Below are 12,383 nucleotides of genomic sequence, written 5' to 3' on the forward strand. Positions count from 1 at the left end.
GAGCAGGCATCTCTGCATACAGAACTCGACAAGTTTGTATTCGCGGTACACACCGTATGTCTTCATGGGGATATCAAGCTCGCGAATATGATGGTAGACGGAGAAGGCACCATCTACCTTATCGACTTTGGACAGTCGATAGACATGAACGCCATGAACGACAAAGCCCGCGAGCAGTTCGAGAATTTACAGGTTCTCGAACGCGACCAGGTTAAATTCTGCATTCGCTCACTCCTTGACGGCATAACGCGCCCAAAGCCCACTGTTTAATCTTGAAGGTACGGGAACCGTACCTAGTGGACCTCATCTCCAAGCTAAGATACGATCCCGAGAATACGCGCAGCAAACGTAAAAGCTTCTGCCAAATCGCTTTTAGCCAAAATACGAATTGACGGAAGGCGGTATCGTCAAACGCCCCATAAACGGACGCGGTTTGCGTTTGACGAACCACGTTCGCAGTTCCTGCACGTTCCTGTCTTTGAATCGGCGTATTTTCGATTGGCATTGATTTTATTTCTTGGGCAACGAGCGCAACTTCTTTGCGCGCTGGATTGACCACCGGACTTCCGGGAATAAGCGAAATCGCTGTTGTCGCCGTCGCGTGGGAAGCGGCACTTTCGGAAGAACGCCTGCCAACATCCGATACGGAAGACGTCGTAGTCGGCTGAAGCGAATTAGCGGAATATGGTACTGCCTCACCAAGCCGCGGAGTGATCTCGATATCGACCATGCCGTCGCCGTCTTCGTCAACTATAAGCGCGCTGGCGTGTCTCAGGTCACCCGCAACTTTCATTGATGCTCTCGTGCGCTCGCGTACAGGCACCCCGTATATCGTGCTTGATGCGATAACACGGTCTCCTTCCTGTTCCTCAAGATCGACCGAGAATGTTCCGGAACCGGTACCGCGAAGTTCGATTTCATAGTTCCGGCCCGCGGGGACGATACTATACTTGACCTCTCCGAATTCCCCGTACGTCGAACCCGGAATATCCTCCCGTATCCTGCCGTCGTCGGTAAGGCCGGTGCGGCGTCCGCGCCCATCGGATACTTCGAGCGCGAGCGGGGAATGCAGAAAGAAGAGGAGTTTCTTCGCGGTCGGGAGTACGGGTTCGGTCGTGACGATCGAAGCCGGTGTTTCTTCGGTATTTGTAAGGATGCTCTCGATGAAAGCGCGCACGTCCGGATGCTCGAAGATGGTTCCGTGGTCGCTGTCGCTTCCTGCGAGATCTATCCAGTATTTCCTTGCTCCCGTATCCATCATGAGCGCGCTTATGCTCGGCACGACGCCGTCGCCTCTGGGGGTGAAGAGCGGACGATATTCGCGAAGCGCGGGAGTTTCGGCACCGATAGGCCCGGCGAACGTGCGGGGGAGCGTATAGAAGTCGATACCGGAGACCGTTGAATCGACGCCGAAGCCCGCGAGCTCGTAGACGGCCGTGCCCGCGGGCGGCTGCCATGCGTCGATCGAGTCGTGCGTGGCGGAAGCATAGGCAAGAAGCGATTCGTTCGCATTATTCGCGGAGAGAAATTCCGCGAGTTCGTCTTCGCGGTTGAGAATTTCTCCATACGCATCTTCTTCCGCCGCATACGCCTCTCCTTCGAACTGTCCTACGGGGAGATCGGAGTCGCTAAAGTACGCCTCCGAAGGCAGGAGGTGGTATGCCATCGGCGCGTTCTGCGCGAATTCGCGCGCCGCGTCGGCGGAGACCACCGGAACGATGCCGTTAAGCGCCGCGATGCCCTGGTTGAGCCCGTAGAGGAGCGCGCCGACCGCTCCCGGCGCGCCGCTTTGCGGTACCCCGACAAGAATGACCTTGTCGATAAGCCGGGCGGTTTCCTCGCCTCCGAGCTTTTCCATGAGCGCTTTCGCGACCAGGCCGCCGTTGCTGTGCGCGATGACCGTCACCCGTCCGCTCTTTGATGTCGCCGCAAGCGAATGAAGCGTCTGTTCTATATACGGGGTGCTCGTCGCTTCTTCATAGAAGATCATTCCGTCGCGCAGGGTGCCGTGTTCGATAATGTCCGGAAGCGACAGGCGCCAGTCGTAGGCGGCAGCTTTCCAGTCGCGTATCGTTCCCGCGCTTTTGAGCGCATCCATTTCATCCATGAAAGAGGCGTAGAAACGGTTGCCGTCGGCTTCGTCGATAACATCGCTTTCTTTGGCGTACAGATCGCTCCGCGCACTCTTTCCCGCGCCGTTAAGCGACAAGCTTTTCATCCGCTCGTTACCGATCCCGCCGAGAATATCGGCGATCGAATCGTTTTCCCCGATCGACCGGTTCCCAAAGCTTTCCTTCGGGTCCGTAGAGACGGCTGCCCTCGATGCCGGGAAGGAACAAGACATTCGATACTCCCGGCAGGGGAGGAGGCTCGGGGGTATCCGGCTGCTTCACGGCTATCGCGGTGCTTGTCGCGGTTGCCATATACCCGGCCTCGTCCTCGACTGTCACCACCGCAACGACTGCCGCCGCATCCGGGCCAAGCGCGGGAATATTCATGGGTATGTTCTCAAGCGCTACGACGCCCTCTTCCGCAAACGCGCCCGTCATGGAATGAACCTGGCTCGCGATCGGTCCGTGATACGCGCCGCTCCGGTCTATCGCGTACTGATAAATGATTGCGGACTTGAACGGAGAGAAAGTATCGTGCGCGAATCCTGCCAACATCGCACCCCACACGATGCCGGGCTCTATCTCGCGGCCGTTCGTCGTATGGAAGTCGGTCAAAGTGACGGATATATCCGGCGTGGAAGTTGCGGCTGCCTCGACAGAGATTGCTTCAAGGGACAGGCTATCGGGCGAAGTGGCTTCCTCGGCATGCGCGGTAGCCGCAAAACCGCAAAGGAACAGCATGACTGACGCATATAACAGACCGCGCAAGAACATTCGCATAGGCGAACGCTAGCAGGGAGCGAATAAGATTTTCTTAAAAGCCCGTGCGGACGAGCGGCCAAGACCGACACCGCATTATCTGTTCTTGAACTCAATGGCGTACGATAAGCACACACGTAATCAATCGTATGGGTGTTTTATCTCGATACAAGAAAATGTTGGCTGACGCAGGTGTTTTCTATAAAAAGATAGGCAAGATCGTGTGCCCATATTTCGGGCATGAAATACCTTTCAATTCTGACGGTTTCCATCACCTCCAGTTTTCTGCCGACCGGGAACGAGATAAGAAAGAACAGATGCTGAAGTTCAGTTTGCTCCCCGCAGCACCACGCATCTTGAAAAACTCGGGTACCGTACAGGAACATCGAAAGACAATGGAAATCGAGAACATCGGTCGTTATTCAAAGAATGGCAAGCGAATGGTCGAGGTTGAGTATTGGGGTTTCGTTGCGATTGTCGGTGCCAGGGATCCGTTGCGCATAAAAGTGATAGTACGGCGTGTCGGCACGGGACAGGTTCATTTCTGGAGTATTATGCCCGCGCAGCGCATGGGCGAAGACGCGTATCTCAAGGTCGGCAGCAAGGACATGCAAGACGGCTAAAGGCACATCAAAAAGCCCCGCATATGCGGGGCTTTTTGATGTGCCTGCCTTCAGCTTACGTATTTTAGCTGAACGGGCCTTGCGGCCACAGGCACGGGGCGATTATACCCCAGCAGCATGAAGTTCCCAAGTAAGGTGTGAATTGCTCATAGTACGTAGGTTGCCTGCGGTGGTATTGCGTTTATGCGCCCTCTCTTATATAGTCTCCTTGACCCGCTTGCGGGTCGTATTTTCGTAAATGTCTACCATAAACCAGCTCGCGAAGAAGCGCCGCAAGGATAAGACGAGGAAGACCACGGTCCTCGCTCTTGGCCGCGGCTTTAACGCGCTCGAGAACCGCCCGACCTACTATTCCTCGCCCTTCAAGCGCGGCGTTTGCACCAAGGTGACCACGAAAACTCCAAGGAAGCCGAACTCGGCCGTCCGCAAGATCGCGCGCGTGAGGCTCACGAACGGCATGGAGGTCACCGCGTATATCCCCGGAGAAGGGCACAACCTCCAGGAGCACTCGGTGGTGCTGCTTCGCGGCGGCCGCGTGAAGGACATCGGCGTCCAGTACACGATCGTGCGCGGCAAGCTCGACACCGCGGGCCTCGAGAAGCGCCGCCGCTCGCGCTCCCGCTACGGCGCGAAGAAGCCTAAATAATTTCCATGCGACGTCCTCTTAAAAAGAAGCGAACCTGGCGCCCCGACCTCAAGTACGGATCGGAAGGCCTTGAGCGTTTCGTAAACGCGGTCATGTGGGACGGAAAGAAAGATACCGCCCGCGCGGTCGTCTACGGCGCGCTTGAGAAGGTAAAGGAGAGCGGCGCAGACCCGCTTGAGACGTTCGAAGCGGCTATCAGGAACGTCTCTCCTCTTATGGAAGTCCGCTCCCGCCGCGTCGGCGGCGCGAACTATCAGGTGCCGCGCGAGGTTCCCCAGCAGCGCCGTCTCGCGCTTTCCTATCGCTGGATTATCGGCGCTGCCCGCTCGAAGAAGGGCAAGCCGATGGCCGAGAAGCTCGCCGAGCAGCTCGTCCTCGCCGCAAAGAACGAAGGCGACGCCATCAAGAAGAAGGATGACATGCACCGCATGGCGGAGTCGAACAAGGCATTCGCGCACTTCGCGTGGTAGTCATTTCATAGTATCCGAAACACAAAAGACGGCCGCGCTACGGCCGTCTTTTGTGTTTGCGGCGGTGAATACAAAGCAAAGGGTACGGTCCTGAGACCGCACCCTTTCACTCACCCCTTCTCTTATCCGGACCGAACGAGCTGCTGTAGCACCCGCACCTGGTCTCCTTCGTACCGGGCTGCTGCCCGAAGAGTTTCGGCCGTTTTCATCCATTCCCCGATTGCGGTGTGTATGCCGGATCCGATAACCGCTCTCAGAGTACCTGGAAGGTCGTTCTTGGCCATATCGCCGCCCGGGAGGGAATCGAAGAAAGCGTCCCAAGAGAGCCTTGCGAGACAACCGTATCCGTCTATTTTTGGGGGCGGCTTCGGGCCAACCAAATACACGCGGACGAACCCGCCTTTGACGGTGACTGGTTTCCCGTCCTTGCGTTCAAGCGAGCCGGGAACGGGAGCGTCGAGCGCCGTAAGAATTTCATAACCCGGCGGCATATCGAATGTGACGGCCGCGATTGCTTCGAGGAATGCGCGTTCGTTTCCGTCCGGGTGACGGGCGATAGCTTCGACCGGAATGCAATGACCGGACAATTCCTCCAAGTGCGAGAAAGCGGCGATAGAGCTGATGATGCGCATGATTTCCTCCTTGCGCTAGAACGGATTTACGGAATCGAATCCGGAAGCACCATAGCATGGCCGTCCGGTTTTTACCCTAAGCAGCCGGATTGCCGCAACTTGCACAAGTTCAGATACATATGGCACTCCTCCTAACTGAGGAGCGATGCGTCAATTCAACATACTGAAGGATACCGAGGGCTGGTTGTATATGCGCGAGCGGAGCATACGCTTCCTGCATATGAGGAACAACGACGAGGTGCGGCATCGGGTCAAGGTGCTGGACTTCTGGAAAACGCACGGGGAGCGTGCGGCCAGGGACGCCTTCAGCGTCTCTCGCCGCACGCTCTTCCGTTGGCAGGCGAAGCTCGACCGCGCGCACGGGAGACTCGACGCGCTCGATCCCAAGTCGACGGCACCGAAGAATCGGAGGAGACGCATCGTCCTCCCCGAGGTCGAGACGTTCATCCTGAAGGAGCGCGCGGAGCATCCGAGGCTCGGCAAGGCGAAGCTCGCAGCCCTGCTGCGGGAGGACGGGTACCGGGTATCCGAATCGTATGTCGGGAGGGTCGTCGCGGACCTCAAGAGGAGAGGGCTGCTGCTCCCGCACAAGCCGCTCTCATACTATGCGCGAAGCGGCACGTATCGGGAGAAGCCCGTATCGAAGCGCACGAAGCTGCGCAGGCGGCACAAGCGGGGCATGGAGCTCGACACCGTCGTCCGCTTCATCGACGGCGTGAAGCGGTACGTCCTGACCGCCATCGATGTCGAGAAGAAGTTCGCCTTCGCCGGCGCGTATACCGTCCACTCCTCCGCGTCCGCCGCCGATTTCCTCGCGCGCGTCATCGCGGTGTGCCCCTTCGACATCACGGAGCTCCAGACCGACAACGGCCCGGAGTTCGCCAAGAACTTCGAGGCGGGGTGCCGCGCCCTCGGCCTCACCCACTTCAATACGTTTCCCCGCAGCCCGAAGATGAACGCGTTCGTCGAGCGGTTCAACCGGACGATCTCGGAGGACTGCATCATGCTCAATCGGCCGCTCCTGCGGGACGACGTCGCGGCATTCAACCTGAAGCTGGTCGACTGGCTGCTCTGGTACAACGCCCGGCGTCCGCACGAGTCCCTGGGACAGGTGCCGCCGCTCCGGTATATACTCTCCTCATTAACGGCCGAGGAGTGCCAGAGGTACTGGACGCGTACGCCTGAACCCCACTCTAACTGCAACACTCACTTCCTCAGAAATATCGAGCGCGGTGATTCGAATTTCAGACGCTTGCGCGGCCGGTCATTGAGCTTCTTCACCACATGCGCCAGCTCCTCAGGGGTGATCAGGTTGAAGTTGAGCGAACGAGGAAAGTACTGACGCAGGAGTCCGTTGGTATTCTCGTTGGTACCACGCTCCCAAGGACGGTGCGGGTATGCGAAGTACACGGTTGCCCCGCTCTTCTTCCCGAGTCGCTTCCAGTCGGCAAATTCTGGACCGTTGTCGAGCGTGATGGTCTTGCGTTTGGCACGCGGAATATGACGGAAGCGTGCGAGCGCAAGCGACGTGAGGAGCTCGGCGCGCATCTTGGGCAACAAGTATGCAACCAGGTATCCGCTCCTGCGATCCACAAAGGTGACAATGCGGACTCGCTTGTCGCTGCCTTGCACCGTATCGCCCTCCCAGTCGCCGAGCCGGCTTCGTCGTTCAATAATCGTTGGACGGTCATCAATACGCTGCTTCTTGGCCGCTTCACGAGCCTTCTCGCGTATTTTGGTACCGCGCCTGCGACGGTATTTGCCTTTGGATGATCTGAGGAACTGCTTCAGGTGCGGAGCACGCTCCTCAATATATCGGTATATGGTGCTGGCGGAGACTGCACCCGTCACCCCTTCAATTTGCTCAGGAGAGTGGTGGTCTTTGAGCATACGCACCACCGTGCGCAAGAGCGCACCCTTGAGCACGCGAATACTGTCCATTGCAGCAATGCGTTTCAGCTTCTTCTTTCTGCGTACTTCGCGTACATCATATCCCTCACGTCCGCCGTATTCGTTCACATGACGAGAGATCGATCCTGCATCCTTCTCAAGCGTACGTGCGATCTCTCGGATCGCGTGTCCTGCCCGCAGCATGCGGGCAATCACCGGCCAGTCTCCTGGCCCAATCTGGGTATGTGCCATATCCAGAGAGTGTGGAACCCAAAAGAGCTGTTGCAATTAGCCTGCAAACTTTGTTGCGATTAGGGTGGGGATTCACCTACACAACTTTGACAGACCTTTGTCTATAGGTTATTATATCCATGGATTCCCGAGTGGCGGGACAGACAAAGGGAGACGTGCATGAACAATCCTGAATTCCGCGAACTCGCGCAGGAAATCGATCTGTTTTTGTATTCGGCTGACGGCGAGCGCATCACCGACTATCTGAAGTTCCATGAGAAGCGTATCGTCCTGTTCCGCTCCACGGACTTGGGCGTATACCGCTGCTACGGCCTCATGTATGCGGGCTTCGCCTGCTGGGCGGATGCCGACGTCGAGCCCGACGCTGACCCGGCGCTTCGTTCGCTTGACGCTGAGTCATTCGTCGCGCGCTGGTTCAAGGAAACGGGCGACAACTCCGCCGCGTCGCTCGTCGAAGCGATCAGGCAGGGTTATAGGCGGTTGTGCGAAGAGGATGAAAACCCCCCGCTCACTGGCCTTGTCCTCGGAATTATCGTTTTCCTCGCCGTTTTCATCTTCCTTGGACTCAAGATCACGGGTCATCTCTGACGGCCCGTTCGCAAGAACCGGTACAACACTTGGGCGCGGGCCCGGACCACAAATCCGGGCCTTTGCTTTTCCTAGAAAACCCGCTACTCTATGGATAACGCCTCGGCGCTTTTATTTTTACCGCTTCCAGACACAACACATCCCTTACGTACTAGTATATGAACCGCGACTACCCGCTTGAGAAAGTCAGGAACTTCGGAATCATCGCCCATATCGACGCCGGAAAGACCACCACGTCCGAGCGCATTTTGTATTACACCGGTTCCCAGCACAAAATCGGCGAGGTGCACGACGGAGAGACCACGACCGACTGGATGGAGCAGGAGCGGGAGCGCGGCATCACCATCACGGCCGCCGCCATCACCTCCTTCTGGACCCGCACCAGCGAGCCGGACAAGAAGGACGTTTCGAAAAAGTTCCGCTTCAACATCATCGACACGCCGGGACACATCGACTTCACGGTCGAGGTGAAGCGGTCCATGCGCGTCCTTGACGGCGCGGTCGTCGTTTTCGACGGCGTCGCGGGCGTCGAGCCGCAGTCGGAGACCAACTGGCGCTATGCGGACGAGGCCAATGTGCCGCGCCTCTGTTTCATCAACAAGCTCGATCGCACGGGCGCATCGTTCGAGTTCTCCTATAAGAGCATTCTCGACCGCCTCTCGAAGAAGGCCGTGCGCATGCAGATCCCGGTGGGAGAGGAAGACCAGCACGAAGGCGTCATCGACCTCCTTTCCATGAAGGCTTTCACCTTCACGGGCAACATGGGCGACATCGTGACCGAGGGAGAGATCCCGGCGAACCTCCTTGAGGACGCGAAGAAATACCGCGCAGAGCTCATCGAGCGGATCGTCGAGCACGACGAGGCGGCGATGAGCGCGTATCTTGAGGGCAGGGAGCCCGAAGTGGCGGAGCTTAAGACGATTCTCCGCAAGGCCGTGATCGCGAACGCGATCTTCCCGGTCTTCACCGGTTCCGCGCTCAAGAACAAGGGCGTGCAGCTCGTGCTTGACGCCGTCGTCGACTATCTCCCGTCGCCTCTCGACATGCCGCCCGTCAAAGGCATCAACCCGAAGACCGGCGAGGAGGTCGTCCGCAGGGCTTCCGACGACGAGCCGTTCACCGCGCTTGCCTTCAAGCTCCAGACCGATCCGTTCGTCGGTGCCCTTACGTTCTTCCGCGTCTATGCGGGAACTTTGACCGCAGGCTCGTACGTATACAACTCGACGACCGGCAGCAAGGAGCGCGTCGGCCGCATCGTGCGGCTTCAGGCTGATAAGCGCGAGGAAGTGGAGAAGGTGTTCGCGGGAGAGATCGCGGCGGCCGTAGGTCTCAAGGACACGAAGACTGCGCACACGCTCTGCGACGAGGCGAATCCGATCATCCTCGAGACTATCAAGTTCCCGGAGCCGGTGGTATCGCTTCGCATCGAGCCGAAAACCAAGGCCGACCAGGAGAAAATGGGCATGGCGCTCAAGAAGCTCTCCGACGAGGACCCGACCTTCCGCGTCACCTCGGACGCCGAAACCATGGAGACCATCATCTCGGGGATGGGCGAGCTGCATCTCGAGATTCTGGTCGACCGCATGCAGCGGGAGTTCAACGTGGGCGCGAATGTCGGGAAGCCGCAGGTGGCATACCGCGAGACGGTGCTCGGCGCGTCCGATGCCGAAGGCAAGTACATCAAGCAGACCGGCGGCAAGGGCCAGTACGGGCATGTGAAGATCAAGATGAAGCACCTCGAGCCTTTGGACCCTGAAGCGAAGATTCCGAAGAACGTCACGCGCGAAGCCAATTTCGAATTCATCAACAACATCAAAGGCGGCGTGGTGCCGGCTGAGTTCATCGCTCCCGTCGAGAAGGGTATCCGCGAGTCGATGGCGCGCGGCATTCTCGCGGGCTTCCCGGTCGTCGACATCTCCGTCGACCTCTACGACGGTTCGTACCACGACGTGGACTCCTCGGAAATCGCCTTCAAGATCGCGGCATCGATGGCCTTCAAGGAAGCCGCGACCCGCGCGAAGCCGGTGATTCTCGAGCCGATCATGAAAGTGGAGGTGGTGGTGCCGGAGAAGTTCATGGGCGACATCACGGGGAACCTCTCCGGGAAGCGCGCTTCGATCGAAGGCATGGAAGAGCGCGGCATGAACAAGGCGGTGCACGCCAAGGTGCCGCTCTCCGAGATGTTCGGGTATACGACGACGCTGCGCTCCATGACCGAGGGCCGCGGCTCCATGACCATGGAATTCGACCACTACGAAGTCGTGCCCCAAAACGTCGCGCAGGACATCATCGCGAGCAGGAAGTAGCTTCCTGAGTATCAGGCAAAACCCCGGCGTGCTGTGCACGCCGGGGTTTTGCTCATCTTTCCGCTTCTTGCAATCTTCAGGGCGTTCGGTTACATTCAACATAACGCAGGCCTGCGGCTTTTTGCTGTTTCAGCGGGAAGTCGCGCCGCGGCAATTATCCGATTCGCGTCTTGCGCCTTGGTCGCCTGCCCTTCGCAGGCAGGCGCGCGCGGTAACAGTTCCGATAACTTTACAATCATATGGCAGACGCATTCGATCGCAGCAAGCCGCACATGAACGTGGGCACCATCGGCCACGTCGACCACGGCAAGACGACACTCACCGCAGGTATCCTCAATGTGCTCAACCTCAACTCGGCCGCAGGCTACAAGGCCCGCGTCGAGAATGTCGACAACATCGACAACGCTCCGGAAGAGAAGGCGCGCGGAATAACCATCGCGCTCCACCACTCGGAGTACGAAAGCCCGAAGCGCCACTACGCGCATATCGACGCTCCGGGACACGCCGACTACATCAAGAACATGATCACCGGTGCCGCCCAGATGGACGGCGCGATCCTCGTGGTCGCCTCGACCGACGGCGTGATGCCGCAGACCAGGGAGCACATCCTCCTTGCCAAGCAGGTGGGCCTCAAGAAGCTCATCGTATTCCTCAACAAGGTGGACATGGTCGCGGAGCCCGAGCTCATCGACCTCGTCGAGGAAGAGATCCGCGAGCTCCTCACGAAGCAGGGCTACGACGGCGCGAACACGCCGATCATCCGCGGTTCGGGCCTCAAGGCGCTCGAAGCGAAGGATGCGAACGACGAATGGGCGCTTAAGGTGAAGACGCTCGTCGACACCATGGACGAGTACTTCCCGCAGCCCGAGCGCGAGACGAACCTTCCGTTCCTCATGCCGATCGAGGACATCTTCTCGATCGAAGGCCGCGGAACCGTTGTGACGGGCCGCATCGAGCGCGGTACGGTGAAGGTGGGAGAGGAAGTCGAGATCGTGGGCCTTCAGCCGACGACCAAGACGACCATCACCGGCATCGAAATGTTCAATAAGCAGCTCCAGGAAGGAATGGCGGGCGATAATGCCGGTATTCTCCTTCGCGGCACGAAGAAGGAAGACGTGCACCGCGGCCAGGTGCTTGCGAAGAGCGGCTCGGTGACGCCGCACACCGACTTCGAGGCGGAGGTCTACATCCTCTCCAAGGAGGAGGGCGGCCGCCACACGCCGTTCTTCACCGGCTATAAGCCGCAGTTCTACGTCCGCACCACGGACGTGACCGGCGAAGTCACCCTTCCGGAAGGAAAGGAGATGGTGATGCCGGGCGACACGATCACCTTCAAGGTGAAGCTTGTCGCTCCGGTCGCGCTTGAAGAGAAGACCCGCTTCGCGATCCGCGAAGGCGGCAAGACGGTCGGCGCGGGCGTGGTGACCAAGATCACGGCCTAAGGTTCCAATCGGTTCGAAAAAGAAAAGCCCCGGCCTTGGCCGGGGCTTTTCTACTTGCGCTTTTAGCGGCCATGGTGCATACTCGCGGATACGTTCTATGACAGCAGCGACGATCACTCCGAAGCCCAAGCGCGCCTCGAAAAAGGCGGCTGATGTCGCTGTACCTCCTGCCGAAGCGAAGCTCCGCATCCGCATCAAGGCCTACGAGCACAAGATCCTCGACCTTTCCGTAAAGCAGATCATGGATACCGCGGCACGTTTCGACGCGAAGGTCGTGGGCCCGGTGCCGCTCCCGACCGAGATCAAGCGCTGGACGGTAAACCGTTCGACATTCGTCCATAAGGACGCGCGCGAGCAGTTCGAGATGCGCATCCATAAGCGTCTTATCGACATTCTCTCCCCGAATCCGAAAGTGATCGAAGCGCTGACGAATCTCAATCTTCCGTCGGGCGTCACGATCGACGTGAAGATGGTGTAGCCGTATTTTAAAAGGAATGAAGAAAACCGCCGGTAGGCGGTTTCCTTTTTTGTGCTGAAGGCAGGGCCTGTGCTAGGCTTTGACGGGACAACTGTGAAGGTAGATCTATGGGTCAAATGAAACGTTTGTGGGGAAAGTTGCAGACTGAAGGCAGGCAACCTCCCAAGGCCGGAAAGACGTCTGATC

Annotated in this window: 11 protein-coding genes and 1 pseudogene; 8 read left to right on the forward strand and 4 right to left on the reverse strand. The window is 58.4% G+C overall.

The annotated features are described in order from the left end of the window. Positions 1 to 211: 211 nt before the first annotated feature. Both WDN10_03795 and WDN10_03800 read right to left on the reverse strand, forming a co-directional pair. Positions 212 to 2,344, reverse strand: coding sequence for a hypothetical protein (locus WDN10_03795; protein MEJ0053816.1), 2,133 nt, complete (start codon positions 2,342 to 2,344; stop codon positions 212 to 214). Then, positions 2,226 to 2,852, reverse strand: coding sequence for a hypothetical protein (locus WDN10_03800; GenBank protein ID MEJ0053817.1), 627 nt, complete (start codon positions 2,850 to 2,852; stop codon positions 2,226 to 2,228). Before WDN10_03800 ends, WDN10_03795 begins: the two co-directional genes overlap by 119 nt. 194 nt (positions 2,853 to 3,046) lie before the next feature. Between WDN10_03800 and WDN10_03805 the strand changes: the two genes are divergently transcribed. From WDN10_03805 to rpsG, 3 genes are all read left to right on the forward strand, one after another. Further along, the gene (locus WDN10_03805; protein MEJ0053818.1) at positions 3,047 to 3,493 is read left to right on the forward strand and encodes a hypothetical protein; all 447 of its coding nucleotides are present in this window, start codon (positions 3,047 to 3,049) and stop codon (positions 3,491 to 3,493) included. Positions 3,494 to 3,731: 238 nt separating this feature from the next. Beyond that, positions 3,732 to 4,139 carry a 30S ribosomal protein S12 gene (gene rpsL, locus WDN10_03810; protein MEJ0053819.1) on the forward strand — a complete coding sequence of 136 codons (408 nt, stop codon included), beginning with the start codon at positions 3,732 to 3,734 and terminating at the stop codon, positions 4,137 to 4,139. Between the two features lie 5 nt (positions 4,140 to 4,144). After that, positions 4,145 to 4,609, forward strand: coding sequence for a 30S ribosomal protein S7 (rpsG, locus tag WDN10_03815; GenBank protein ID MEJ0053820.1), 465 nt, complete (start codon positions 4,145 to 4,147; stop codon positions 4,607 to 4,609). A gap of 122 nt (positions 4,610 to 4,731) precedes the next feature. Here the strand turns inward: rpsG and WDN10_03820 are convergent, their stop codons facing one another. After that, positions 4,732 to 5,241, reverse strand: coding sequence for a hypothetical protein (locus WDN10_03820; GenBank protein ID MEJ0053821.1), 510 nt, complete (start codon positions 5,239 to 5,241; stop codon positions 4,732 to 4,734). 220 nt (positions 5,242 to 5,461) lie between these two features. Here WDN10_03820 and WDN10_03825 point away from each other — a divergent pair. Continuing rightward, positions 5,462 to 6,349, forward strand: a pseudogene (locus WDN10_03825) (integrase core domain-containing protein). Between the two features lie 98 nt (positions 6,350 to 6,447). Here the strand turns inward: WDN10_03825 and WDN10_03830 are convergent. After that, positions 6,448 to 7,383: an IS30 family transposase gene (locus tag WDN10_03830; protein MEJ0053822.1), complete on the reverse strand. Its 936-nt coding sequence runs from the start codon at positions 7,381 to 7,383 to the stop codon at positions 6,448 to 6,450. A gap of 159 nt (positions 7,384 to 7,542) precedes the next feature. On the opposite strand from WDN10_03830, the gene WDN10_03835 reads away from it, so the two are divergent. The 4 genes from WDN10_03835 (at position 7,543) to rpsJ (ending at position 12,197) form a co-directional block, all read left to right on the forward strand. Continuing rightward, positions 7,543 to 7,971, forward strand: a complete 429-nt coding sequence (locus WDN10_03835; protein MEJ0053823.1) for a hypothetical protein — start codon at positions 7,543 to 7,545, stop codon at positions 7,969 to 7,971. 158 nt (positions 7,972 to 8,129) lie between these two features. Continuing rightward, complete coding sequence (fusA, locus tag WDN10_03840; protein MEJ0053824.1) at positions 8,130 to 10,277, forward strand: elongation factor G; 2,148 nt, start codon at positions 8,130 to 8,132, stop codon at positions 10,275 to 10,277. Between the two features lie 239 nt (positions 10,278 to 10,516). Further along, complete coding sequence (gene tuf, locus WDN10_03845) at positions 10,517 to 11,719, forward strand: elongation factor Tu (GenBank protein MEJ0053825.1); 1,203 nt, start codon at positions 10,517 to 10,519, stop codon at positions 11,717 to 11,719. Positions 11,720 to 11,816: 97 nt separating this feature from the next. Next, the gene (gene rpsJ, locus WDN10_03850) at positions 11,817 to 12,197 is read left to right on the forward strand and encodes a 30S ribosomal protein S10 (GenBank protein ID MEJ0053826.1); all 381 of its coding nucleotides are present in this window, start codon (positions 11,817 to 11,819) and stop codon (positions 12,195 to 12,197) included. Positions 12,198 to 12,383: the final 186 nt, after the last annotated feature.

The sequence above is a fragment of the bacterium genome, assembly GCA_037200965.1.
Classification (GTDB): Bacteria; Patescibacteriota; Minisyncoccia; order Phycocordibacterales; family Phycocordibacteraceae; genus C7867-001.

Excerpts from the sequence above, each read along its gene's own strand:
- WDN10_03795 (MEJ0053816.1), bottom strand. The coding sequence starts at position 2,344 with ATGTCTTGTTCCTTCCCGGCATCGAGGGCAGCCGTCTCTACGGACCCG.
- WDN10_03800 (MEJ0053817.1), bottom strand. The coding sequence starts at position 2,852 with ATGCTGTTCCTTTGCGGTTTTGCGGCTACCGCGCATGCCGAGGAAGCC.
- WDN10_03805 (MEJ0053818.1), top strand. The coding sequence starts at position 3,047 with ATGTTGGCTGACGCAGGTGTTTTCTATAAAAAGATAGGCAAGATCGTG.
- rpsL (MEJ0053819.1), top strand. The coding sequence starts at position 3,732 with ATGTCTACCATAAACCAGCTCGCGAAGAAGCGCCGCAAGGATAAGACG.
- rpsG (MEJ0053820.1), top strand. The coding sequence starts at position 4,145 with ATGCGACGTCCTCTTAAAAAGAAGCGAACCTGGCGCCCCGACCTCAAG.
- WDN10_03820 (MEJ0053821.1), bottom strand. The coding sequence starts at position 5,241 with ATGCGCATCATCAGCTCTATCGCCGCTTTCTCGCACTTGGAGGAATTG.
- WDN10_03830 (MEJ0053822.1), bottom strand. The coding sequence starts at position 7,383 with ATGGCACATACCCAGATTGGGCCAGGAGACTGGCCGGTGATTGCCCGC.
- WDN10_03835 (MEJ0053823.1), top strand. The coding sequence starts at position 7,543 with ATGAACAATCCTGAATTCCGCGAACTCGCGCAGGAAATCGATCTGTTT.
- fusA (MEJ0053824.1), top strand. The coding sequence starts at position 8,130 with ATGAACCGCGACTACCCGCTTGAGAAAGTCAGGAACTTCGGAATCATC.
- tuf (MEJ0053825.1), top strand. The coding sequence starts at position 10,517 with ATGGCAGACGCATTCGATCGCAGCAAGCCGCACATGAACGTGGGCACC.
- rpsJ (MEJ0053826.1), top strand. The coding sequence starts at position 11,817 with ATGACAGCAGCGACGATCACTCCGAAGCCCAAGCGCGCCTCGAAAAAG.